Consider the following 23,185-nt stretch of genomic DNA (forward strand, 5'->3'; position numbering starts at 1 on the left):
TCGTCGGGTGGCCTAGTTCCTCTTGCCCCGGGGCTTGCCGGCCGGGCTCCCGCCCTTCGGGCGAGGCCCCGAGGAGCGCACGCCCTTGGACGGTTTGGTGCCCGGCTTCTTCGCACCCGGTTTCGTCGGGCCTGCCTTCTTGGGACTTGCGTTCCTGGTGCTCAGACCCCCGGGCCCGGGCTTTCCGCTTGTCTTCTTCGCACCAGCCTTCTTTTCACTCGCCTTCTTTCCACCCGCCTTGCTCGCGCCGGGCTTGCCTGCGCTGGACCTGCCGCCTTCACCGCGGCCTGGCGCACCTCGCGACGGAGCGCCTGTCTTGCCGCCCTTGCGCCGGGCCGTTCGACGCCCGGGCTGCTGGGCCTCGGAGGCGGAGTGATCGGTCATGGCGAGAATCGTCGACACCTCGCTGGGCGTCAGGTCCCGCCAATCCCCCGTCGCCAGCCCCTTGAGCGTGACATTCATGATGCGGATCCGCTCCAGCTTCACCACCTCATTGCCGAACACCTCGCACATGCGGCGAATCTGACGGTTCAGCCCCTGCACCAGGGTAATGTTGAAGACGAACCGCGACTCCTTGACCACCCGGCACTTGCGCGTGACCTCGCCGAGGATCGGCACGCCGCCGCCCATGCCGGCGATGAAGTCATCGGTGATCGGCTTGTTGACGGTGACCCGATACTCCTTCTCGTGCTGGTTGCTCGCCCGCAGGATACGGTTGACCAGGTCGCCGTTGTTGGTGAGGAAGATCAGTCCCTGGGAGTCCTTGTCCAGCCGGCCGATGGGGAAGATGCGCGTGCCGTGCTTGACGAAGTCGACGATATTGGCCTTCTCGCTGGGCTCGGTGGTGCTGACGATGCCCACCGGCTTGTTGAGGGCAATGAACACCAGGTCCTCTTCTTCCAGCGCCAGCGGCTCGACGAGCTGACCGTTGACCTTCACCACGCTGCCCGGGAAGACCTGGTCACCGGGAGTGGCACGCCTGCCGTCGATTCGCACATTGCCCTGTTCGATATAGCGGTCCGCCTCTCGCCGCGAGCACATACCGCTCTCGCTGATGTACTTGTTGATTCGCTTCGAGAGGGTCTGGGCCATGGGACGCGTCCGGGACGAGGTGGTGAGGGGCCGAGTTGGCACGTTGCCGCGCAGTGTAAGGGCTGGCCCGCCCGCCGGCCAGCCTGCGGCCCGCGCTCGGCTGCACCACTGCCTGGCACTGCCCGGGCGAAGACCGCGAGTGGGGAACCAGTCCGACCAGAGCCGGTTAAGTCGGCGTCACCGGGGAATCGTCGCCAAGCCCGCTGGCCGCGGCGATGAGCGCGGCGCGCAGCAGCAGGGACTCGGGAATGGTCTCGTAGGTCACGCCCTGAACCTCGACGGTCCGGCAGGCCGCATCCCCGCAGACCGAACAGCAGGGGCTTTGCCCCACCTCGGCGTCCAGCCACTCCTCCATGGGCCGCCCCGCGATCCAGATGCGATTGGACGCCAGCGGATCCTCCCGGAAGGTTGCCTCGTCCAGTTCACGAATCTCGAGGGCCGGCTCCAGCCCCAGCGGCCCCAGGGACGCCTTGAGCGTCTCGACGGCCTGCTCCACCTCACGCTGGGTGGCGCGGCAACGATCACAGGTCTCGCCCTCGCTGACCAGACGCTGCCAGAGGATGTGAAGGGGTTTCATCGGCGTAGCCTCCCAAGTTCGACTTTCGCGGCCTGCCGGTTCGGGTGCAGCCGGGCTGCCGCTACAAGCTATGCTCCCAGGTTAATCGCAAGGCCTGCTGAGGACGTCGGCACAATGTTGTGATTGCTCCTGAACAGGTTGTCCGGGTCATACTCGGCCTTGATGCGCGCCAGCCGCACGTAGTTGTCACGGTAGGTGGCCCGAACCCGCTCCTGGCCCTCGTCATCCATGAGGAAGTTCACATAGGCGCCACCGGCGGAGTGCGGGTGCAAGGCGTCCCAGTACGCCCTGGTCCAGCGGGTGATCGTGTCCCGGTTGGCCGGGTCGGGATCGACGCCGACGATGACCTCGGACCACCCCGCCTCGCGGTGGCTGAACGCCGTGTCATGCTGCCCGACCCGATGAACGGCACCATCGACCGGGTACAGGTGCATCGTCGATAGCGGCGTCGGCACCTCGGCGAAGTCGAGATGTCGCTCGATGGCCGCATCGCTGAGCTCGGTGACGAAATCACCTCGCCAGTACCACTGCAGCCCGGGTTCGTAGAGGCCATCGAAGGCGCTCTGCAGCATCGGGTAGGGCATCGACTGGACGCCGTGCAGGGCCGGCTCGGCCGGCTCATGCACCGCCGCCAGGAGTCGTGCCGCCTCCTCCTGGGGCCCGGTATGGCACCACACCACGGCGCACATCTGCTTGTTGTGCAAATGCTCGGGGAATGGCGGGCCCGGCGGTACGCTGAGAAAGGCGAAGAAGCCGTTCAGGGACTCGGGAGCATTGGGAATGAACTCCCGGTACCAGTGCAAGACGGAGGCCGCATGGTCCAGTTCCCACAGCGTCGGCCCGGCATTCACCTGGCTCACCGGATGCAGCTGGAACAGGAAGGAGGTCGCCACGCCGAAGTTGCCCCCGCCCCCGCGAATGGCCCAGAACAGCTCCGGGTGCTGGCTCTCATTCACGGTGACGAAGCGACCATCGGCCAGCACCAGGTCGGCCTCCAGCAGATTGTCGATGGTCAAGCCGTACTGGCGGCTCAGATGGCCGTGACCACCGCCCAGGGTAAGCCCCCCCACCCCGGTGGTGGAAATGATCCCGCTCACGGTGGCCAGGCCGAAGGCGTGGGTGGCGTGATCCACGTCGCCCCAGGTGCAGCCCCCCTCGACCCTGGCGGTGCGCATCGCGGGGTCGATGCGGATACCGCGCAGCGCCGAGAGATCGATGACCAGGCCATCGTCGCAGCTGCCCAGGCCAGCACCGCTGTGGCCACCGCCACGCACCGCCAGGGGCAGCCCCTGCTCGCGGGCGAAGTGGACCGCACGAATCACGTCGGCGACGTTGGCACAGCAGATGATCAGCCGCGGGCGCTTGTCGATCATGCCATTGTAGAGCCGGCGGGCCTGGTCGTAGTCGGGCTCGCCGGCCTGGAGCAGTGAGCCGCGCAAGGCGGCCCGGAAGCTAGTCAGTGCGGCATCGGTGCTCATGGCAGGGCCCTCTTTTCAATGCTCGGCCAGGAAGTCGAGAATGGCGGCGGTAAAGTCCTCGATGGCGTTGAAGGTCCCATCATGGTTGACGCCGGGAATCACCTGTACCTCGGCCTGCGGCTGGCACTGCGCCATTAAGTCGACGACAGAACCGAAGAAGAGGTCAGCGTGTTCGCCCTTGAGGATCAGCGTCGGCTGCTCGAGGTTCGCAAGGTCGTCGCAGCTAATGAGAGGTTGCGACATGTTCATCCAGGGTGGCAGCGTGCGGGCGTTATCCAGCCAGATGGTACGCATGTACTCCGGTTCCTGCTCGAAGCCTCCCGGCGAACGCTGGAAGACGGCTTCGATAAACAGCTTGGTGGCTTGCTCTTCATCGCCAGCCCCCAAGGCGTCAAAGGCGGGGCCATACCTCTTGCCTTCCTCCGCGATGGCGGCCTGGCGTTCCTCCGGCAGCTCTGCAACCAGCGAGGGAATAGAGGGTTCATAGTGCACCATGCCATGCACCAGCTCCGGATATTCCAGCGCCAGCAACGTACCTAGACGGCCACTGAAGGACCAGGTCACAAGATAAGCCGGGGCGATATCCAGCGCACGGATCAAGGCAGCCAGATCGCTGACATGAGTCTCGTCGGAAAAGTGCTCCCCCTCATCCGGCCAGGGATAGGTCCCATAGTAGCGCTTGGTATAGGTAATGAACCGATGTTCTCGGGCAATGGCCTCTCGGTAAGGTTCCCAGACGCGGTGGTCGACGAGGGCGGCGGGCACGAACACCACGGGCTTGCCTTCCCCCTCATCGATATAATGCAGGGTCACGCCATTGACTTCGACCGTATGGGTCTGCTCGTCGGCAAGGGCGAATGACGACACTGCCACCATCAGGGCAGTGGCCAATATCGGAAGTGTCGGCGACCTGATCATGTCTCTTCTCCCCTGTGAATGCAGTCGATGCTGAAGTGTTGATATCAGCCTAGCGGAGGCGGACAAGGGGCACATCGCCAGTCCTGACTATTCTCGATCCGATATCCAGTCGAGAAATAGTCAGCATTGACTATCGACACGCCATGGCAGAAAAAGCGCGGCCTCCGGGAGGCCGCGCTTTTCGTAAGCGACGCTTGTCTCGATCATTGGCCGATGACCAGGCCGCTTGCCCCGCTGGCGGCCAGCCGGGGCACCGGCTCGTCGATCGCCAACGCTTCAGAGCCGCGCGGGCAGAGAACCAGGCGTTGCAGCGGAGTGGGATAGGCCGTCTCGGACCCACTGCACCGTTGCGCATAGGCCGGCGTCTCCCGCCCGTCCATCATGACCACCAATCCGGCGTCATTGTGGACGGCGAACTGCACCGGCAGGCCGCGTTCGATCAGTGACAGGGTGTAGCGCTGGCCGGGCTCGAGGTAGGCGATATGGCGCATCAGCACCTCCTGTTCATCGACCCAGGTTGTGACGACCTCATGGCCACCGCCCCGCGCGACATAATAAAGCACCGCACTCTGATCATCACCTCCCAGGCGATAGGCATGAACAGGCTTCAATAACTGCTCGGCGGCCACCCCGGAGGCAACAAGCAGAGCGAGACACATGGAGCCGATGACAGTGATAGTTTTCATGACACATTCCTCCCAAGGCTGAATCACACCTCTTTTGCTTACCGAGGTATCCATCAGTCTAGGGATCGGCTCTCTTCGGCACATCGACAGAACGGATCATTTTCCTTCACGAGATCGATTCTTGCCGAGTGGTCAAGGCTGACCATCCCACCGCATCATGACGCACCTTCAGCAACCACAGGGCGATCTCGGCGAAGGTTGCAAGTTCCCTGAGCGCCGGCTGGCCTATAGTGAAAAAAGCCATGCGCACTTTATCACCCCGCAGGAGGGATCGATCATGCCCCTGTTTCTTATCGAGCGGAATTTCGCCGAACAACTCGAATTCACTACCGACTCGGTCAAGGAAGTCACCGAGATCAATGAGGAGATCGGGGTCCACTGGCTATTCTCCTTTCTCAGGTCCGACAAGAAGAAGACCTACTGCCTGTACGAAGCCACGGACCCCGAGGCCATCCGAGAGGCGGCGAGACGAGCCGGTGTACCGGCAGACGAGATCGTGGAGGTCGACCAGATCAATCCCGCTGCCTTCGTGTGACGGGCTTCGAGTGACAGGCTTACCGACCTACTCTTCGACCAGACCATGCCGGATGGCATAGGCCGCCGCCTCGGTACGGTTGGTGGTGTTGGTCTTGCTCAGGATATGACGGACATGATTGGCGACGGTATGGGGACTGACGAAGAGGCGTTCGGCCACCTGACGGTTGCTGTGTCCGGCGGCCAGCAGCGTGAGCACCTGCACCTCACGTCGACTCAAGCCATCCGGGTACGTCGGCCGGACGAGGAGTTCGGGCCTTAGCGCCAGACAGCGCCGCTCCAGGGCCTTCATACCGAGTTCTCGGGCGGTGGCCAGGGCCGCTTCCAGCAAGGGCAGCGCGGGCTCGATCTGCCGGCATTGCACCAGCAGGCGAGCAAATTCGTAGCGGTCATGGGCCAGCCAGGGCAGACCGCCGGTACGTTCATCCATGATCAGAGCAGCCCTGAAATGCTGCTCGGCCTGGTCCCGCTGCTTGAGGACGGCCGCCAGCATGCCGAGGAACCGATCGGCCGAGCCGTAACAGACCGTATGGGCACCGGACACGATATTGCGGCCGGCATAGGGCGACAGATGATGGTATAGGGTCGCGGCCTGCTCGGCGGCATCGAGACGCGCGCACACCTCGGCCAGATAGGTCACGCTGGTGAGCCACATGGCATCCCGTGGAATGACGCGCAGATCGTCGGCAACCAGATGGTCGAACTCGACCCGCGCCTCCTCGGCCATGTCCAGCTCGGCGTACACCAGGGCCAGGGCCGGCCGCCAGGTCGCGGCCCTGGGCATGGTGGCGACGAAGTGCCGCAGCAACGGCAGCAGCTCGCCCAGTCGCCCCTGTTCCCGGTGCAGACTGAACATCTGCACCCCGAAGACGCCCTCGGCATGTTCCGGGGAAAAGCGCAGGCCCATGTTCCGGTTCTCCAGGGCCTGCCGCTCGGCGGCGTCGAAGCGGCCCTGCTGGAGGGTCATCATGAACTGGGCACTCAGGCCGACCGCCTGCAGGAAGGGCTGGCGCCAGGCCTTGGCTTCACGCTGGTGCAATTCGAGAATGCCATGGGCCGCAACCACGTCACCCTTCTCCATCAAGTCACCGACATACCAGCCCGTCAGTTCTCCCACCGCCCACTCGGGATGGCCGGCCTGATGCGCCAGTTCCAGGGCCTCACGGGCGGCGGCCAGGCGCTCCTCCAGCTGCTCCGGCCAGGCGCGCCCCGGCACGATGGCACTCAGTGACTCGAACAGGATGCGTGGATCCCCCAACCGGCGCGCCAGCCTGACCGCCTGCCGTAACGCCTCTTTGGCCGCCTGCGGTCGATTGCAGTAGATATTGGCCCGGCACAGGGCGGCCAGCAGTTCGGCCCGCAGGCGCTCTTCCGCTGGCGTCAGGGCGTTCAGTGCCTCCTCCAGCAATGCCACCGCCCGCTCCCCGTGATGGCCGATCCGCCAGCCGATGCTCTCGTAGCCGAGGGCGGCGCGGGCCAGCAGCCGTATCGCTGACTCCTCGGCGCCTGCCAGGGCACGCGCCAGCTCGGCGACCTTCAGGAAGGTCTCCCGGGTTTCCTCGCCCCTGCCACCGGCCCGGATGCGGGCATGGGCCTGGGCCAGCAGCAACCGACAGCGGCGCTCGCCACCCTCGGGAAAGTAGTGTTCCTGCAGCTCCGCGGCCAGACGGTAGAAATGCACCGCCTCCTCGTAGGCCAGCAGGGAATCGGCTCGGGCACCGGCGCGTTCGGCATAGTCAATGGCCTGCCCGGCGCTGCCGATGGCCCCCGCCTCGGCGAAATGGTGGGCCAACTGGGGCAGGTAGGCCTGCAGGTCCTGGCGGTGCAGCGCTTCCAGCCGCTCGCCGACACGCTGGTGCAGGCGCAACCGGCGAGTGGCCGGCAGTTCCTCGTAGAGGGTTTCGCGGATCAGGGCGTGGCTGAACTGGAAATACCCCGACTGGGGCAGTTCCTCGATGACGTGCGCCTCCAGCGCCTCATCCAGACTGTCAAACAACTCGGACTCCGGCAGTGACAGGCCGATCAGCAGCTCCAGTTCGAAGCGCCGTCCGATCACTGCCGCCACGGCGAGGACCCGACTGCAGTCGTCCGACAGGCGGTTGAGGCGATGGCCGATGACCTCGCGTATACCCGCGGGGATACGCTGCATGAGACCATCGAGGGGCATACCCGCCTGCAACAGGTGCCGAGTCAGCTCGCGCATGAACAGGGGGTTGCCCTCGCTGTGCCGGTGGATGGCGGGCGCGACGGCGACCAGCGGCTGCGCCCCACCGAGCGCCGCCAGCAACTGCTCGGTCTCCCCGCAGGACAGACCGCTCAGTGGCAAGCGTCGACAGTGGGACAGACGAGCCAGCTCTCCCAGGGTATCGATCAACGGGTGGCGACGCCCCAGCTCATGGTCCCGATAGCTCCCCACCAGCAGCAGGGAGCTGGCCACCACCTCGCGAGCCAGGTGCTCCAGCAGACGGAGCGAGGCGGTATCGGCCCAGTGCAGATCGTCCAAAATCAGCACCAGCGAGCGATGCTGGGCGGTCCGCTGCCAGAACCGCGAAATGGCATCGAAGAGGCGGAAACGAGCCTGGGCCGGATCGGAGAGGGGCGGTGGAGGCGGCAGGTCGGCCAGGCAGTGGCGAAGCTCCGGCAAGAGTTCGGCGATGACCGCGGCGTCACCGTCCAGCAGCTCGGCGGCCTTTTCGCTGCCGGCATCCTCCAGAGAGCCGCGCAACAGCTGCAGCCAGGGCCAGTACAGCGGGGCTCCCGGCTCCTCATAGCAGCGCCCCCAAATGACCATCAGCGCTTGCTGATCGGCACGCACGGCGAGTTCCTGAGCGGTACGGGTCTTGCCGATACCCGGCTCGCCGCTGAGCAGCAACAGCCCTCCCTGACCGGCACGGCATTGCCTCAATGCCTCGTCGATGACGGCAAGCTCGCCCTTGCGGCCGATGAATGCCTCCACCGACCCTGTGATATGCGTCAATGCAATACCGCACCTGTCGCAGCATGCGTCACCGTCCTGGTTGATCCAGCCGCAACGATGGCACTGCATGGTGGAGTCACCTGGGGGCTTTCGAGCCGTTAACGACTCCTAGAAAGAATAGCCCAGTGGAAACGGCAGGCTCGCCAAAGGTCGCCACTTCCGCCACTCGACGATGCCGGAAGCCGCTCAGGCCCCTCGGCCGCAGCACGCCTTGGCCTTGCGCCCGCTGCCGCAGGGGCAGGCCTCGGCAGATGACAGCAGGTCAATTGCTGTCCCGTTCTGGCCTCACTGCCAGAAGCTCAATAGACGGCTCGACAGCACATGCTGGCCCTCGATCAGCATCAGCAACATGAGGAACAGCAATACCCCGGGAGGTACCAGGATGACGGAGATCAAGGCCAATCGCTCCCAGACGAGGTGCATGAACACCGCCATGATCAGGCCTGCCTTGAGCAGCATGAACAGGGTGATCAGCGACCATTTGGGCAAGCCCTCCATGCCGGAGACATCCACCAGGTACGAGCACACGCTGAGAACGAAGAGCCACAGCCAGACCCACAGATAGACCCGTAGGGCGGGCTGCTGATGGTTGTCATGGGCCATGCCGGCCTCCTTTCTACCAGAGATAGAAGAATGCAAAGATGAAGACCCAGACGAGATCCACGAAGTGCCAATAGAGGCCCAGCGTCTCGACCATCTCGTAACGGCCTGGGCGGCCTGTCAGGAAACCCGGGCGCTGATGCTCCAGAGAGCCGCGCATCACCTTGACCGCCATGATGACGATGAAGATCACGCCGATGGTCACATGGGTGCCGTGAAAACCGGTGATCAGGAAGAAGACGGCGCCGAACTGCGCGGCTCCCCAGGGGTTCCCCCAGGGTCGCACCCCCTCCCCGATCAGCACCGCCCACTCGAACACCTGCATGCCCACGAAGCTGGCACCGAGAAGCGCCGTGAGCAACAGCATCAGGGTGGTCATGCGGCGATTCTTCTCGTAGCCGTACTTGACCGCCAACGCCATGGTGCCGCTGCTGCTGATCAGGATGAAGGTCATGATGGCGATCAGCAGCAGCGGCACGGAGTGACCGGCTACCGTCAGGGCGAAGACTTCGCTGGCATCCGGCCAGGGCTCAACGGTCGAGATCCTGGCCGCCATGTAGCCCACCAGAAAGCAGGCGAAGATGAAGATATCGCTCAGAATGAAGAGCCACATCATCGCCTTGCCCCACGGGACGTTGAAGACCCGCCGTTCTGCCGACCAGTCGGCGACCATGTCTTGCCGGACCCCGGTGGTCGCGGTGTCGTGTGACGATCCGGAACGGGCCATGGTCGTCCCTCCTCTCAGGTCATCAGCAACAGGATGAAGAGAATCGCCCAGACCACCAGCAGGAAGTGCCAATAGAGGGCGCACAGCTCCACGCTTGCCCTCACCTTCTGGGTATCGGCGCCGCCGAGCACCTTGAACAAGGTGCGGGCCCAGGCCACCAGGCCACCCAGCAGATGCAGGGCATGCAAGCCGGTCATCAGGAAGAAGAAGGCGTTGGCGGGGTTCGCCGGCAGGGAGTAGCCGGCGGCCTCCAGCTGTTGCCAGGCCAGCATCTGGCCGACCATGAAGGCGATGGTAAAGCCCCCCCCCAGCCACAGCCCGGTACGCAGCGCGTCGCGCTGCCCGCGACGCGCCGACGACCAGGCCCATTGCAGGGCAAGGCTGCCCAGCAGCAGGAAGACGCTGTTGGCCCACAGCAGCCCTGGCACCGGCACCGACCGCCAGTCGTGCCCCATGTCCATGCGCATCAGGTAGGCACTGATAGAGAGGGCGAACAGCGATATAACCACCGCCAGGAAGACCGCGAGCCCCACTCGTTCAGCCGTGGCGGCGGGCGGCAGATGTCGCGGGTGCCCGTACGTACCCGTCTCGGCCGTCTGGGTCGACTCCCAGGGGCGCACATTGAGGGAGTGGCTGAACAGCCAGCCACCGAAGATGGCCATCATCACGGCCAGGATGATCAGGCTGATGGTCATGGACGCGCTCCCTGGCCGTCCGGCGTCCCGGCATCCTGGATTACGTCCTCCGGCGGCAGATTCTGGGGCAGGAAGTCATCCCGGGCTCCCGGCACGCCATAGTCATAGGCCCAGCGATATACCACCGGCAGTTCGGGGCCGAAGTTGCCGTGACGCGGCGGTGTGTGCTCGGTCTGCCATTCCAGGGTGGTGGCTCGCCAGGGGTTGGGTCCCGCCTCGCGACCGTGACGCAGGCTCCAGTAGAGATTGAAGAAGAACAGCAACTGCGCGACGGCAACGATGATGGCCGCCACGCTCATGAAGGCATTGAGGGTCTGGGCCGATTCTGCGATATAACCGGTTTCGCCGAAGGCGTAGTAGCGGCGCGGCACCCCCGCCAGGCCGAGGAAGTGCATGGGATAGAAGATCGCATAGGTGCCCAGGAAGGTGATCCAGAAGTGCCACTTCCCCAGGGCATCATCGAGCATCCTTCCGGTCAGCTTCGGATACCAGTGATAGATGGCCCCGAATATCACCAGTAGCGGCGCCACCGCCATGACCATATGGAAATGGCCCACGACGAAGTAAGTGTCGGCCAGCGGCACGTCCACCGTCACGTTGCCGAGGAAGAGTCCGCTCAGCCCGCCGTTGACGAAGGTGAAGATGAAGCCGATGGCGAACAGCATGGGCACGTTCAAGTGAATATTGCCCCGCCACAGGGTGAGCACCCAGTTGTACACCTTGATGGCGGTGGGCACGGCGATGATCAAGGTGGTGGTGGCAAACAGGAAGCCGAAATAGGGATTCATGCCACTGACGAACATGTGGTGAGCCCAGACCACGAAACTCAGCACCCCGATGATGATGATCGCCCAGACCATCATGCGATAGCCGAAGATGTTCTTGCGGGCATGGGTGGCGAGGAGATCCGAGACGATACCGAAGGCCGGCAGTGCCACGATATACACCTCGGGATGGCCGAAGAACCAGAACAGGTGCTGATAGAGCAAGGGGCTACCCCCCTCGTGGCCCGACTGCTCCCCCAGGGACAGCATTTCCGGCATGAAGAAGCTGGTACCGAGCAGCATGTCGCACATCATCATCAATATCGCCACCAGCAACGCCGGGAAGGCCAGCAGCGCCATCACCGTGGCCATGAAAATGCCCCAGATGGTCAACGGCAGCCGCATCAGGGTCATACCCCGCGTGCGTGCCTGCAACACCGTGACGATGTAGTTCAGCCCCCCCATGGTGAAACCCGCGATGAACACCCCCAGCGACAGGAACATCAGCAGGATACCCCCATCGATACCCGGTGTGCCCGGACTGATCGACTGGGGGGGATAAAGGGTCCAGCCTGCCCCGGTGGCGCCCCCGGGCACGAAGAAGCTCGCGACCAGGATCAGTACCGCGACCAGGTAGAACCAGTAACTCAGCATGTTGAGGTAGGGAAACGCCATGTCCCGGGCGCCGCACATCAGCGGGATCAGGTAGTTGCCGAAGGTGCCGAGGAACAGCGCCGTGAGGAAGTAGACCACCATGATCATCCCGTGCATGGTCACGTACTGCAGATAATTGGCGGGATCGATCAGGGAGAAGGTCCCCGGGAAGCCGAGCTGTAGCCGCATCAGGATCGACAACACCAGGGCCACCAGGCCGATGGCAATCGCCGTGATACCGTACTGGATGGCGATCACCTTGGCGTCCTGACTCCACACGTATTTGCCGAGAAAGGTCTTGGGGTGGTGGAGTTCCAGGTCATCGAACTCACCCACCGGCGTCTGGGATGCGCTTTGCTGTCCATGATCCGCCATGGTCTACTCCTCCCCACCGCCTCGGTTGAGCACCAGATTGCGTGACGATCCCGACAGGGTGGCGATATAGGCCACCACGTCCTGCACGGCCTGGTCGTTGACCAGCACCTGAGCCATGTCGACCATCTGGTTGCCGTAAGGGTCATCGGAATGTCGTCCCCGCACTCCCTCGCGGAAGTGTTCGAGTTGACGGGCCAGATACCAGTCCGGCATCCCCGCCAGGCGAGGTGCGTTGGTGGCACGGATCCCTTCTCCATCGGCCCCATGACAGCTGCCGCAGGTGCGATACAGGCGCTGTCCCCGCCGCGCATCACCGGACAGGCTGGCCTCGGCCGGCCTGTCCGGCAGGGTGTCGATATGCGCCAACAGATCTGCGATCGCCTGGCGATCGGTGAGCTGAGCCGCGAAGGGGCGCATCTGCTGGCCATAGGTGTCCGCCTCGTGAGTGCCACGGGCCCCGGAGCGAAACAGCTCGAGCTGACGCGTCAGGTACCTATCGTCCAGCCCGGCAAGCTTGGGGGCATTCAGGGCGGGATTGCCCTGACCCTCGGGGCCGTGGCAGGCGGCACAGCTGGCGTAGCCGGCCTCACCCGCCGCCGGGTCACCCGGCTCGCTGGCGGCGAGCTCGGCGTAGGTAGGCTGCTCGGCGAGCCAGGCCTCGAATTCCGCCTCCTCTACCACTTCCACCCGCCCCCGCATGGCGAAATGGGCAATCCCGCAGAGCTGTGCACAGACGATGTCGTACTCCCCCACTTCGGTGGGGGTGAACCAGAAGGAGGTGACCTGCCCGGGCACCATGTCCATCTTGGCTCGGAAGTTCGCGACCTTGAAGTTATGCAGGACGTCCTTGGAGCGCAGCAGCAGCTTCACCGGACGGTCCAGCGGCAGAAGCAGTCGGGGACTTTCCACCAGGATATCGTCCTGGCCTTGGGGGTCGTCGATTATGCCGAAGGGATTGGAATCGCTTATATGGCGGTTGTGCACGGGGCCGAAACGACCATCCTCCCCGGGGAACCGGAAGGTCCAGTGCCACTGCTGCCCTACCACCTCCACTTCATGGGCGTCCGCCGGCGGCCTGACGAAGGAGGCCCAGACCAGCAGGCCGGGCGCCAGGAGTCCGGCGATACCCAGGGTGGTCAAGCCCGTGAGCCAGGCCTCCAGGGACTTGTTCTCGGGCTCGTAATGAGCGCGCCGCTGGCGCTGATAGCGATAGCGGACAATGACATAGGCAAGGAAGACATTGACGGCAACAAAAACGGTACCCGTCACCCAGAGGGTGACCTGGATGGTGTCATCGATCGCACTCCAGTTGGATGCCAGGGGCGTCAACTGCCAGGGACTCAAGAAAAAGAAGAGAACCGAGCCCAGCGCCAGCACCAGCAGCACAATCGCAATAGCCATCGGCCAACCCTCCTGCGCCAGACCGCGTGATTTGCCGGTCGGCGGTGGTCACTCGGAGTCAGGCGCCCGTACCGCAGTGATGCTTGAGTTCGCCGCGGGAGACCTTGTCGATCACGACCTCGGGATGATGGCGATGAATGATCGAGTAGACCATCTCTTCCTGATCGTTAGGCACATCGACCATCATCAGGAAGGCGCCATCGTGTATCTCCTGCTCGAACTTGTCGACCTTCACATCATGCACCGACACGCCAATCATGGTGCTGGTCCAGATGCCGAACAGCCCGCCGAACACCGTCATACCCGCTATCAGCGCGGCGATGCCCAGGGGGCCGAATTCCGCACCGAGACCGAAATAGACCGCAATGCCCAGCACGCACCCCAAGGGCACGCCGAGCTTGAGGCCACGCCAGGCGGCATGGACGACATCCGAGGTCTGGCGCAGCGTGGCATTGTTGACGCCGCGAGACGCCAGCGTCTGCCAGTCACGGCCCGTGACATGGACCTGATGCTTGGCGATACCGAGGTCGCTCAGCTCATGGGCGATATTGACGGTGGTGTCCAGATTAGGGCTCAAGAAGTAGAGACGCTGCATGGTACGCCCTCCAATCACGAGGCATACGATCCGGCACCACACGGCGTTGCACTGCCCTGTGCCGAGACGTCCACACTACCCGTGATCCTGAGGCACCAACATCGACCACCTAGTTGGGGATTACCTTTCAAGGTTGACGATAATCGCGATGTTGGCAAGTCCCATCGGACCGCGGGTTGGCTTGACCGCTTTCGGCACCCTGGTCGATGTCCAGCGGGCCTGCTCGAATCGCACCTTCGGTGCGGCCAGGGGGGGCATCGTCCGCCACCCGGATTGCCTGCATGACCACCAGCAGACAGGTACTTGCCGCCGCCCCTTGTCCTGGATCACTGCACTGCAGCATGCTGTATGGTAGTTCTGTATATCAAGCGCCCGCCATGACATACGTCGGAGGAGAGGATGACCGACCCCAACCGTAACGACCCCACCAGCTGGTATGCCATGGAGGGCGCTGAGGCCCTCAAGCGCCTCGAAAGCGCCTCCGACGGACTGAACGACCAGGAGGCCGAACGCCGCCTGGCCGAGCATGGTCCCAATGAACTCAAGCGGGCGGCGTCTATCCCCTGGTGGAAGCGCCTGCTGGAGCAGTTCAACAACGTCCTGATAATGGTGCTGGTGGTGGCCGCCATCGCCAGCCTGGGGCTCGGCCATACCCTGGATGCGGGGGCCATCTTCGGCGTGGTGCTGATCGTCGCCCTGATCGGCTTCATCCAGGAGGGCAAGGCCGAGCAGGCCCTGGAGAGCATCCGCCAGATGCTCTCGCCCCAGGCCAAGGTGCTGCGCGATGGCAAGCGCCAGACCATTCCCGCCGAGAACCTGGTGCCCGGCGATATCGTGCTGGTGGAGAGCGGCGACCGGGTCCCGGCCGATTTGCGCCTACTGGAGGCGCGTCGTTTTCGTACCGAGGAGGCCTCGCTGACCGGGGAATCCACCCCGGTGGACAAGGAGACCGACGCGGTGGCCGAGGACGCCGACCTGGGCGATCGCATCGGCATGGCCTACGCCAGCACCATCGTGGTCCAGGGCAATGCCCGCGGCCTGGTGGTGGAGACCGCGGCACGCACCGAGATCGGGCGTATCTCCGAGATGCTGCGCGACGTCGAGCAGCTCAAGACCCCGCTGCTGCGCCAGATCGACCGCGCCGGGCGCGTGCTGGCCATCATCATCCTCGCCGCCGCCGCTCTCACCGGCGCCTTCGGAGCGCTGGTGCACGGCCAGCCCCTCGGCGAGATGTTCATGGCCGCCGTGGGGCTAGCCGTGGCCGCCATACCCGAGGGCCTGCCGGCCATCGTCACCATCGGCCTGGCGCTGGGCGTCCAGACCATGGCCAAGCACAACGCTATCATCCGGCGCCTGCCCGCGGTGGAGACCCTGGGCTCCATCTCCACCATCTTCTCCGACAAGACCGGTACCCTGACCCGCAACGAGATGACCGCCCAGGCGATCTGGCTGCCCCAGGGCGAGGTGCGCATCGATGGTATCGGGTTCGCCCCGCAGGGTAGCTTCCACCGGGTGAACGATGGCGAACCGGAAAAGGTGGCGCTCGACCTGGATGACGATCACGCCCTGCGCCACTTCCTCAAGGTAGGGGTGCTGTGCAACGACGCCGAGCTCGCCGAGGATCAGGACCGCTGGAAGATCCACGGCGACCCCACCGAGGGCGCCCTGGTGGTGGCCGCTGCCAAGGCGGGACTCACCACTGAGGAGCTCCGCGGCAAGCACGACCGCCAGGACGCCATTCCCTTCGAGTCCGAGCGCAAGTACATGGCCACCCTCCACGAGGTGGATGGTGAACAGCTGCTGCTGGTCAAGGGCGCCCCCGACCGCCTGCTGGAGATGTGCCACCGGGTCCGCGACGACGGCGAGGAGGCTGAGCTCGACGTCGACCTCTGGGAGAAGCGCATCCATGACCTCTCCTCCCAGGGCCTGCGGGTCCTGGCGCTGGCCGAGAAGTGGGTGCGCGACGTCCATGAGCTGACCGACGAACACGCCGAAGAGGGGCTGGTACTGCTGGGGCTGGTCGGCCTGCTCGACCCGCCGCGGGATGAGGCGATCGAGGCGGTGCAAGACTGCCTCACCGCGGGTATCCGCCCAGTGATGATCACCGGCGACCATGCGGTGACGGCACTGGCCATCTCCCGGCAGCTGGGCTTCGCCCACACCGAGCGCGCCATCACCGGTCGCGAGATCGAGGCGATGTCCGACGAGGAGCTCGAGGCGATCATCCTGGAAGTGGATGTGTATGCGCGGGCCGCGCCGGAGCACAAGCTACGGCTGGTGAAGGCGATGCAGTCACACGGCGGCATCTGCGCCATGACCGGTGACGGCGTCAACGATGGGCCGGCGCTGAAGCGCGCCGACGTGGGCGTGGCCATGGGCATTCAGGGCACCGAGGCCGCCAAGGAGGCCGCAGAGATGGTGCTGGCCGACGACAACTTCGCCACCATCGTCGGGGCCATTCGCGAGGGCCGCAAGGTCTACGACAATATCCGCAAGACGATCACCTTTATACTGCCGACCAACGGCGGCCAGGGCCTGGCGATCATGCTCGCGGTGCTGGCCGGCTCCACCCTGCCGGTGACCCCACTGCAGGCCCTATGGGTCAACATGGTGGTGGCGGTCACCCTCGGCCTGGCGCTGGCCTTCGAGGATGCCGAACCGGACATCATGACCCGTCAGCCTCGCGATCCCAGCGCCTCGCTGCTCGATCTCTTCCTGCTGTGGCGAGTGGTGTTCGTCTCGCTGCTGCTGCTGGTGGGCGTGTTCGGCATGTTCAGCTGGCTGCAGGCCCAGGGCGGCAGCATCGAGCTGGCGCGGACCGGCGCCGTCAACATGCTGGTGATGGGCAGCGCCGCCTACCTGATCAACAGCCGCTTCCTGCTGCGCAGCACCCTCTCCATCGCGGGCCTCTTCGGCAGCCGCCCGGTATGGGGCTCCATCGGCACCATCGTGGCGCTGCAGCTCGCCTGGACCTACCTGCCCTTCATGCAGGTGATCTTCGCCAGCGAGGGATTGAGCCTCGGTCATTGGGGGGTGATCCTGGCCGGCAGCCTGGCCATTTACCTGATCGTGGAATTCGAGAAGCGCGTGCTCCGCGCCCGCGGCATCAAGGGTCAGCCGGCGGCCAATCATGGCGGCCATAACCGCACAGGGCTGGAGTCGTCTTGAAACGCTATCTGCGCTACCTGCGCTTGGTGCGGGCGGTGGCCTCGGCCGTGCTGGGGTCTTCGGGCCAGGGGTGCTTGGGGTAGCGGCCACGCATCTCCTTGCGCACCTCCGCATAGCCATTGGCCCAGAAGCTCGTCAGGTCGGCGGTGACCTGCAGCGGGCGGCGCGCCGGCGAGAGCAGGTGCAACAGCACCGTCTCGCGCCCATCGGCGACCCGAGGCGAGGCCTGCCAGCCGAAGCACTCCTGCAGCTTCACCGCCAGCACCGGCGGCTTGTCCTCGAGGCAGGGCGCGTAGTCCACCCGGTGGCTGGCGCCGCTGGGCACCGCCAGACGCGTCGGTGCCAGCGCATCGAGCCGGGAGCGCAGCGACCAGTCGAGGCCGTCGAGCAGCAGGCGCGCCAGCGGCAGGCGTTCCACGGCATCGAGCCGGGTGATGCCCTCCAGGTGCGGGCCCAGCCAGTCGCCCAGGGAGTCGAGCAACGCCGCCCCGGACCCGTCGGGCCACTCATCCCCGAGCGTCCGGCGCAGCAGCGCCAGCCGGCCCCGCAGCTGGGTCAGGGCGTCGTCCCGCGGCAGGCCACGCCGACGCAGGGCCTCGAGCAGGGCCGTTCTGACCGCCTCCGGGGGCAGGGTGGCCAGGTGTTTGCTCTCCAGCACCACCGCGCCCAGGCCGCGCACTCGCTCCCCCACCAGGCGACCCTGTTCATCGGACCACTCGAGGCTCGCCCGCCACACCCGGCATTCGGGATAGAGCGCCTCCAACCGGTCACGCTCCAGCGCCACGGCCCGGAAGATACGCGCCCCGCTGGCCTGGCCGTCGAGCTCCACCGCCACCAGCAGCTCGGCGTGGGCCAGGGGATGGCTCTCCGGGAGGGTCGCGAGTCCCCCGCTGGCCAGGCGAAAGCGCCCGGGGCCGACCTGATGAGCGGTACGTTGGGCCACTCGCTCCGGATAGGCCAGCGCCAGCAGTTCGCCCAGCGGGGCCAGGCTGGCCACCTTGAGGCTTACCCCGGCGATACGCGCCAGCCGGTCGGCGTCACGCTGCCACTGGCGATGCTCCCGGGGCGCCTTGAGCCGCGCCTGCAGCGCCCGCTCCAGGTCACGCTCGTCATCCAGGCCTCGCCCTTCCAGCAGCGCCACCAGGGCGCAGGCCAGGGGCCGGGCACTCAGCTCGGCCGCGCGTTCCAGCATGGCTGCCAGGCGCGGATGAGTGGGCCAGCGGGCGGCGCCGCGGCCCAGCTCGGTCAGGTAAAAAGCCTCATCCAGAAGCCCCAGACGACGCAGCAACTCGCGTGCTACGGAGAGCGCTGCCGCGGGAGGCGGCGTCACCCAGGCCAGCGCCTGCGGGTCGGTGATGCCCCAGCGCGCCAGCTCGAAGGCCAGCGGGGCGAGGTCGGCCTGGCGGATCTCCGGCTCGCCGTGGGCAACCAGCGGCTGCTCCTCGGCCCATAGCCGCAGGCAGAGGCCGGGCCCCTGGCGTCCGGCGCGGCCGCGGCGCTGGTCGGCGCTGGCGCGATTGACGCGACGCGTCGCCAGGCGGGTCAGGCCGCTGCGTGGCTGGAAGACCGGCACCCGTTCCTGGCCGGCATCCATCACCAGACGCACGCCGTCCACGGTAACGCTGGACTCGGCAATGGCGGTGGCCAGCACCACCCGGCGGCGCCCCTCCGGGTCCGGGCGCAGCGCCCGGCGCTGGGCCTCCAAGGGAAGACGCCCGTGCAGCTCCATGACGACCAGGTCCGGCGCCCGGCCGGCAAGCTCCCGGGCCAGGCGGCGAATCTCCGCCACCCCGGGGAGGAGCACCAGGGCGTCCCCCTCCTGCGCCTGCATCGCCTCGAACAGCGCGCGGGCCTGCTGGGCCGGGGTGTCCTCCCGGGCGTTGAGGGAGCGGTAGCGCGTCTCGACCGGATAGCTGCGACCCGGGCAATCGATTACCGGGGTGTCGTCGCCCAGCACGCCGAGCAGGGCGTCCACGTCCAGGGTGGCCGACATCACCAGCAGGCGCAGGTCGTCGCGCACCGACCGGGCATCCAGGGCCAGCGCCAGGCCGAGATCTGCCTCCAGGCTGCGCTCGTGGAACTCGTCGAAGATCACCCCGGCCACGCCCTCCAGCAGCGGGTCTTCCTGGAGCATGCGGGTCAGCACTCCCTGGGTGACCACCTCCAGGCGGGTGCGCTTGCCCACCCGGCTCTCGCCCCGCATCCGGTAGCCGACGGTCTCTCCTACCTGTTCACCGAGGCTCTCGGCCATAAAGCCGGCGGCCAGGCGCGCCGCCACCCGCCGCGGCTCCAGCAGCAGCAGCCGGCCCTCCCGGGCCCAGGGGGCCCCGAGCAGCGCCAGCGGCACCCGGGTGGTCTTGCCAGCGCCGGGCTCGGCCACCAGCAGGGCGCGGGAATGGGAGCCAAGCGCCGCCTGGATGGCCTCGAGGCGCGCCTCGATGGGCAGGCCCGTTGTCATCGAACTGTCATGCTTATTCATGTACGATTTTTGTTCATATACGATTTTCCAGATATCCTCGCTACCCCTTCACGACGTCCTCTTTTATCCCCACAGGAGTTTCCCATGACGGTCAGGATCGGCATCAATGGCTTCGGCCGCATCGGCCGCCTGGCGCTGCGCGCCGGCTGGACGAACCCGGACCTCGCGTTCGTGCAGATCAACGACCCGGGCGGCGACGCCGCCACCTTCGCCCATCTGCTGCAGTTCGACTCGGTGCATGGCCAGTGGACCGGCGGCGGCGATGATATCACGGCCACCGCGGACGCCCTGGTCGTGGCCAATCGGCACATCGGCTTCACGGCCAACCGCGAGATCCAGGACACCGACTGGTCCGGCTGCGACGTGGTGATCGAGGCCTCGGGCAAGATGAAGACCACCGAGAAGCTCCAGGCCTACCTGGACCAGGGGGTCAAGCGCGTGGTGGTCAGCGCCCCGGTGAAGGACGACGGCGTGCTCAATCTGGTGGTCGGCGTCAACGACCACCTCTTCGACCCCGCCGAGCACCGCATCGTCACCGCGGCGAGCTGCACCACCAACTGCCTGGCCCCGGTGGTCAAGGTGATCCACGAGAAGATCGGCATCCGCCACGGCTCCATGACCACCATCCACGATATCACCAACACTCAGACCATCCTGGACGCCCCCCACAAGGACTTGAGGCGTGCCCGGGCCTGCGGAATGAGCCTGATTCCGACGACCACCGGCTCGGCCAAGGCGATCACCGCCATCTTCCCGGAGCTCACCGGCAAGCTGAACGGCCACGCCGTGCGGGTGCCGCTGGCCAACGCCTCGCTCACCGACATGGTGTTCGAGGTGGCCCGCGAGACCACGGAAGAAGAGGTCAACGCCCTGATGAGGGAGGCCGCCGAGGGCGAACTGGCCGGCATCCTGGGCTATGAGGCGCGTCCGCTGGTCTCCATCGACTACCGCACCGATCCCCGCAGCTCCATCATCGATGCGCTCTCTACCATGGTGGTAGCCGGCACCCAGGTGAAGCTCTACGCCTGGTACGACAACGAATACGGTTACGCCTGCCGCACCGCGGAGCTGGCCGCCAAGGTGGGCAAGGCCGACGCATGATCGCCCGCATCGCCGCCCTGCCCCGGGAGATCCGCCAGTACCTGCTGGTCACCGGCAACTACTGGGCCTTCACCCTCACCGACGGCGCCCTGCGCATGCTGGTGGTGCTCTACTTCCACAGCCTGGGCTACTCGGCTCTGGAGGTGGCGCTGCTGTTTCTGTTCTACGAGTTCTTCGGCGTGGTGACCAACCTGGTGGGCGGCTGGCTGGGCGCCCGGCTGGGGCTCAACCGCACCATGAACCTGGGACTCGGCCTGCAGGTGGTGGCGCTTGGGATGCTGCTGGTGCCGGTGGCCTGGCTCAGCGTGCCCTGGGTGATGGCCGCCCAGGCGCTCTCGGGCATCGCCAAGGACCTCAACAAGATGAGCGCCAAGAGCGCCATCAAGACCCTGGTGCCGGCCGACGATGCCGGCCATCAGGCGCTCTACCGCTGGGTAGCGCTGCTCACCGGCTCCAAGAACGCGCTCAAGGGGGTGGGCTTCTTCCTGGGTGGCCTGCTGCTGACGCTGATCGGCTTCCAGGGGGCAATACTGGCCATGGCGGTGATGCTCACCGGCGTGCTGGCGCTTTCGCTTTCACGCCTCGACGGCGATCTGGGCCGGGCCAAGGCGAAGCCGAAGTTTCGCGAGATGCTCTCCAAGAGCCGCGCCATCAACATCCTCTCGGCGGCGCGCATGTGCCTGTTCGGCGCCCGGGACGTCTGGTTCGTGGTGGCCCTGCCGGTGTTTCTGGCCACCCAGTTCGGCTGGGACAGCTGGCGAGTGGGGGGCTTCCTGGCACTATGGGTGATCGGCTACGGCGCGGTGCAGGCAGTCGCCCCTCGGATCACCGGACACACCGCCGGGCGCGGCGCGGCCATCGCCTGGGCCGCGGCCCTGGCCGCCTTGCCGGCGCTGATCGCCATCGGACTGGATTGGCAGCCTCACCTGGTGCTGCTGGGCGGGCTGCTGCTGTTCGGCGCGATCTTCGCGGTGAATTCCAGCCTGCACAGTTTCCTGATCGTGCGCATGGCGCGCTCGGACGGGGTCTCGCTGGACGTCGGCTTCTACTACATGGCCAACGCCATGGGGCGGCTGATCGGCACCCTGCTCTCCGGCTGGCTCTATCTCGCCGGCGGCCTCACCGCCACCCTGTGGGTGTCGAGCGCCCTGCTCGCCGCCACCGTGCTGATCAGCCTGGCGCTGCCGCGGGAGGCGTGATGCACACATAACGCCTTGCGTCATATAACGCAAGGCGTTATATTTTGAACACCTGTCCTGCTTCCACTTCGAGGCTGGCAACGCCTGGGACGTGGAAATCGTCGACTAGCACTGAGGAGATAGCCATGACTTATGATGTCGATCGACTGCCCAACGTGCATCCTGGCGAGATCCTGCTCGAGGACTTTATCGAGCCACTGGGCCTGACCAAGAACGCCTTGGCCACTGCCATCGGCGTACCCGCCACCCGCGTCGGTGAGATTACCCGCGGCAAGCGCGCCATTACCGCCGACACTGACCTGCGCCTCTCCCGCTTCCTGGGCACCAGCGAGGGCTACTGGCTGCGCCTGCAGAACGCCTATGATCTGGAGGAGGCTCGCCGCCAGGGCGACTACCGCCGCATCAAGCCTCGCGCGGCCTGAGGCCGCAGCCCTTGAGGATCACCCGGGTCAGGAAGGAGGTGATCTGCTCCACGTCGGCGTCACTGAGCTCGTCTCGGTCGGTGATACCCAGCACCTGGGCCTCGAAGTCGGCGTAGTGCTGGGTGGCCGACCAGATCAGGAAGATCAGCCACACGGGATCCACCGGATCCATCAGGCCGCGCTCGGCCCACTGGCGAAAGATCTGCGAGCGCTCCCCCACCCAGTCGCGAAGCTCGCCGCGCAAATATTCCTGCAGGAAGGGCGCGCCGCCGAGGATCTCGGCCGCGAACAGCCTGGACCCTTCGGGATGTCGTCGGGAGAGTGCCATCTTGCTGCGGATGAAGGCCTCGAGCACCTCGGCGGGATCGTCATCCACCGAGAGATCGTCCAGCAGCGCATTCCAGCGCGCCATCATCCGCTCCAGTAGCCGCACATAGAGCCCGCGCTTGCTACCCATATAGTAGAGCACGTTGGACTTGGGCAGGCCCGCCGCCTCGGCGATGGCCTGGACGCTGGCCCCACGGTAGCCATGGGTAGCGAAGACCTTCTCCGCGGCCGCCAGGATCTCTCGCTCGTTGCGCTGGCGGGTTGCCCCGTTCGCCTCACCTCTCTCCTGGAGGCGGGGCTTATCCGGAGTGCTCGAGCCTTCTGCCATGAACCATGTTCCTGTGCCGATGATCCTGCATGAAGAGTGCCGCACCGAGGCGGTGCATGCAATCGGCTCGGTCCCGGCCTGGGTCGAA

The 23,185-nt window shown here is 65.8% G+C and carries 20 protein-coding genes; 5 read left to right on the forward strand and 15 right to left on the reverse strand.

Features of this window, described 5'->3' with window-relative positions; all coding sequences use genetic code 11:
* Window positions 1–12: 12 nt before the first annotated feature.
* The 5 genes from rluF to ACM26W_RS10520 all read right to left on the reverse strand — a co-directional run bounded on the left by rluF (window position 13) and on the right by ACM26W_RS10520 (window position 4,751).
* Complete coding sequence (gene rluF, locus ACM26W_RS10500; RefSeq protein ID WP_416140767.1) at window positions 13–1,092, reverse strand: 23S rRNA pseudouridine(2604) synthase RluF; 1,080 nt, start codon at window positions 1,090–1,092, stop codon at window positions 13–15.
* Window positions 1,093–1,258: 166 nt separating this feature from the next.
* Window positions 1,259–1,669 (reverse strand): DUF2703 domain-containing protein, encoded by a 411-nt coding sequence (locus tag ACM26W_RS10505; protein WP_416140768.1) that lies wholly within the window; start codon window positions 1,667–1,669, stop codon window positions 1,259–1,261.
* A gap of 68 nt (window positions 1,670–1,737) precedes the next feature.
* The gene (locus ACM26W_RS10510; RefSeq protein WP_416140769.1) at window positions 1,738–3,147 is read right to left on the reverse strand and encodes an FAD-binding oxidoreductase; all 1,410 of its coding nucleotides are present in this window, start codon (window positions 3,145–3,147) and stop codon (window positions 1,738–1,740) included.
* Window positions 3,148–3,162: 15 nt separating this feature from the next.
* On the reverse strand, window positions 3,163–4,065 hold the full coding sequence (locus ACM26W_RS10515; RefSeq protein ID WP_416140770.1) for an alpha/beta fold hydrolase: 903 nt from the start codon (window positions 4,063–4,065) through the stop codon (window positions 3,163–3,165).
* Window positions 4,066–4,268: 203 nt separating this feature from the next.
* The gene (locus ACM26W_RS10520) at window positions 4,269–4,751 is read right to left on the reverse strand and encodes a hypothetical protein (RefSeq protein ID WP_416140771.1); all 483 of its coding nucleotides are present in this window, start codon (window positions 4,749–4,751) and stop codon (window positions 4,269–4,271) included.
* Between the two features lie 277 nt (window positions 4,752–5,028).
* Between ACM26W_RS10520 and ACM26W_RS10525 the strand changes: the two genes are divergently transcribed.
* Window positions 5,029–5,286: a DUF4242 domain-containing protein gene (locus tag ACM26W_RS10525; protein WP_416140772.1), complete on the forward strand. Its 258-nt coding sequence runs from the start codon at window positions 5,029–5,031 to the stop codon at window positions 5,284–5,286.
* 27 nt (window positions 5,287–5,313) lie between these two features.
* Here the strand turns inward: ACM26W_RS10525 and ACM26W_RS10530 are convergent, their stop codons facing one another.
* The 8 genes from ACM26W_RS10530 to ACM26W_RS10565 all read right to left on the reverse strand — a co-directional run bounded on the left by ACM26W_RS10530 (window position 5,314) and on the right by ACM26W_RS10565 (window position 14,073).
* Window positions 5,314–8,262 (reverse strand): helix-turn-helix transcriptional regulator, encoded by a 2,949-nt coding sequence (locus tag ACM26W_RS10530; RefSeq protein ID WP_416140773.1) that lies wholly within the window; start codon window positions 8,260–8,262, stop codon window positions 5,314–5,316.
* Between the two features lie 186 nt (window positions 8,263–8,448).
* Complete coding sequence (locus ACM26W_RS10535; RefSeq protein WP_416140859.1) at window positions 8,449–8,529, reverse strand: SEC-C metal-binding domain-containing protein; 81 nt, start codon at window positions 8,527–8,529, stop codon at window positions 8,449–8,451.
* 18 nt (window positions 8,530–8,547) lie between these two features.
* Window positions 8,548–8,865: a cytochrome C oxidase subunit IV family protein gene (locus ACM26W_RS10540; protein WP_416140774.1), complete on the reverse strand. Its 318-nt coding sequence runs from the start codon at window positions 8,863–8,865 to the stop codon at window positions 8,548–8,550.
* A 13-nt stretch (window positions 8,866–8,878) separates the two neighbouring features.
* On the reverse strand, window positions 8,879–9,589 hold the full coding sequence (locus tag ACM26W_RS10545) for a cytochrome c oxidase subunit 3 (RefSeq protein ID WP_416140775.1): 711 nt from the start codon (window positions 9,587–9,589) through the stop codon (window positions 8,879–8,881).
* A gap of 14 nt (window positions 9,590–9,603) precedes the next feature.
* Window positions 9,604–10,284, reverse strand: a complete 681-nt coding sequence (locus tag ACM26W_RS10550; protein ID WP_416140776.1) for a cytochrome c oxidase subunit 3 — start codon at window positions 10,282–10,284, stop codon at window positions 9,604–9,606.
* Window positions 10,281–12,077: a cytochrome c oxidase subunit I gene (locus ACM26W_RS10555; protein WP_416140777.1), complete on the reverse strand. Its 1,797-nt coding sequence runs from the start codon at window positions 12,075–12,077 to the stop codon at window positions 10,281–10,283. Before ACM26W_RS10555 ends, ACM26W_RS10550 begins: the two co-directional genes overlap by 4 nt.
* 3 nt (window positions 12,078–12,080) lie before the next feature.
* Window positions 12,081–13,478, reverse strand: a complete 1,398-nt coding sequence (locus ACM26W_RS10560) for a c-type cytochrome (RefSeq protein WP_416140778.1) — start codon at window positions 13,476–13,478, stop codon at window positions 12,081–12,083.
* Between the two features lie 58 nt (window positions 13,479–13,536).
* Complete coding sequence (locus ACM26W_RS10565) at window positions 13,537–14,073, reverse strand: DUF1269 domain-containing protein (protein ID WP_416140779.1); 537 nt, start codon at window positions 14,071–14,073, stop codon at window positions 13,537–13,539.
* A gap of 399 nt (window positions 14,074–14,472) precedes the next feature.
* Between ACM26W_RS10565 and ACM26W_RS10570 the strand changes: the two genes are divergently transcribed.
* Complete coding sequence (locus ACM26W_RS10570; protein WP_416140780.1) at window positions 14,473–17,241, forward strand: cation-translocating P-type ATPase; 2,769 nt, start codon at window positions 14,473–14,475, stop codon at window positions 17,239–17,241.
* Window positions 17,242–17,254: 13 nt separating this feature from the next.
* Here the strand turns inward: ACM26W_RS10570 and hrpB are convergent, their stop codons facing one another.
* Window positions 17,255–19,699 (reverse strand): ATP-dependent helicase HrpB, encoded by a 2,445-nt coding sequence (hrpB, locus tag ACM26W_RS10575; RefSeq protein ID WP_416140781.1) that lies wholly within the window; start codon window positions 19,697–19,699, stop codon window positions 17,255–17,257.
* A gap of 105 nt (window positions 19,700–19,804) precedes the next feature.
* Between hrpB and ACM26W_RS10580 the strand changes: the two genes are divergently transcribed.
* From ACM26W_RS10580 to ACM26W_RS10590, 3 genes are all read left to right on the forward strand, one after another.
* Window positions 19,805–20,821, forward strand: a complete 1,017-nt coding sequence (locus ACM26W_RS10580) for an ArsJ-associated glyceraldehyde-3-phosphate dehydrogenase (protein ID WP_416140782.1) — start codon at window positions 19,805–19,807, stop codon at window positions 20,819–20,821.
* A complete protein-coding gene (gene arsJ / locus ACM26W_RS10585; protein WP_416140783.1) occupies window positions 20,818–22,020 on the forward strand; it encodes an organoarsenical effux MFS transporter ArsJ in 1,203 nt (400 codons plus the stop codon). The genes ACM26W_RS10580 and arsJ overlap by 4 nt, the downstream gene beginning before the upstream one ends.
* Window positions 22,021–22,145: 125 nt before the next feature.
* Window positions 22,146–22,442, forward strand: coding sequence for a HigA family addiction module antitoxin (locus ACM26W_RS10590; protein ID WP_416140784.1), 297 nt, complete (start codon window positions 22,146–22,148; stop codon window positions 22,440–22,442).
* Here ACM26W_RS10590 and ACM26W_RS10595 read toward each other — a convergent pair.
* Window positions 22,423–23,097, reverse strand: a complete 675-nt coding sequence (locus ACM26W_RS10595; protein WP_416140785.1) for a TetR/AcrR family transcriptional regulator — start codon at window positions 23,095–23,097, stop codon at window positions 22,423–22,425. The two genes, ACM26W_RS10590 and ACM26W_RS10595, sit on opposite strands and share 20 nt — an antisense overlap.
* Window positions 23,098–23,185: the final 88 nt, after the last annotated feature.

Source organism: Halomonas sp. HK25, assembly GCF_047795635.1.
In the GTDB taxonomy this organism is placed as follows: domain Bacteria; phylum Pseudomonadota; class Gammaproteobacteria; order Pseudomonadales; family Halomonadaceae; genus Halomonas.

Bases quoted from the DNA above. Each gene is read 5' to 3' on its own strand.
- ACM26W_RS10560 (WP_416140778.1), bottom strand. From the start codon at position 13,478: ATGGCTATTGCGATTGTGCTGCTGGTGCTGGCGCTGGGCTCGGTTCTC.
- ACM26W_RS10555 (WP_416140777.1), bottom strand. From the start codon at position 12,077: ATGGCGGATCATGGACAGCAAAGCGCATCCCAGACGCCGGTGGGTGAG.
- ACM26W_RS10580 (WP_416140782.1), top strand. From the start codon at position 19,805: ATGACGGTCAGGATCGGCATCAATGGCTTCGGCCGCATCGGCCGCCTG.
- ACM26W_RS10550 (WP_416140776.1), bottom strand. From the start codon at position 10,284: ATGACCATCAGCCTGATCATCCTGGCCGTGATGATGGCCATCTTCGGT.
- ACM26W_RS10505 (WP_416140768.1), bottom strand. From the start codon at position 1,669: ATGAAACCCCTTCACATCCTCTGGCAGCGTCTGGTCAGCGAGGGCGAG.
- ACM26W_RS10595 (WP_416140785.1), bottom strand. From the start codon at position 23,097: ATGGCAGAAGGCTCGAGCACTCCGGATAAGCCCCGCCTCCAGGAGAGA.
- ACM26W_RS10570 (WP_416140780.1), top strand. From the start codon at position 14,473: ATGACCGACCCCAACCGTAACGACCCCACCAGCTGGTATGCCATGGAG.
- ACM26W_RS10565 (WP_416140779.1), bottom strand. From the start codon at position 14,073: ATGCAGCGTCTCTACTTCTTGAGCCCTAATCTGGACACCACCGTCAAT.
- ACM26W_RS10545 (WP_416140775.1), bottom strand. From the start codon at position 9,589: ATGGCCCGTTCCGGATCGTCACACGACACCGCGACCACCGGGGTCCGG.
- arsJ (WP_416140783.1), top strand. From the start codon at position 20,818: ATGATCGCCCGCATCGCCGCCCTGCCCCGGGAGATCCGCCAGTACCTG.
- ACM26W_RS10510 (WP_416140769.1), bottom strand. From the start codon at position 3,147: ATGAGCACCGATGCCGCACTGACTAGCTTCCGGGCCGCCTTGCGCGGC.
- ACM26W_RS10540 (WP_416140774.1), bottom strand. From the start codon at position 8,865: ATGGCCCATGACAACCATCAGCAGCCCGCCCTACGGGTCTATCTGTGG.
- hrpB (WP_416140781.1), bottom strand. From the start codon at position 19,699: ATGACAACGGGCCTGCCCATCGAGGCGCGCCTCGAGGCCATCCAGGCG.
- rluF (WP_416140767.1), bottom strand. From the start codon at position 1,092: ATGGCCCAGACCCTCTCGAAGCGAATCAACAAGTACATCAGCGAGAGC.
- ACM26W_RS10515 (WP_416140770.1), bottom strand. From the start codon at position 4,065: ATGATCAGGTCGCCGACACTTCCGATATTGGCCACTGCCCTGATGGTG.
- ACM26W_RS10520 (WP_416140771.1), bottom strand. From the start codon at position 4,751: ATGAAAACTATCACTGTCATCGGCTCCATGTGTCTCGCTCTGCTTGTT.
- ACM26W_RS10590 (WP_416140784.1), top strand. From the start codon at position 22,146: ATGACTTATGATGTCGATCGACTGCCCAACGTGCATCCTGGCGAGATC.
- ACM26W_RS10525 (WP_416140772.1), top strand. From the start codon at position 5,029: ATGCCCCTGTTTCTTATCGAGCGGAATTTCGCCGAACAACTCGAATTC.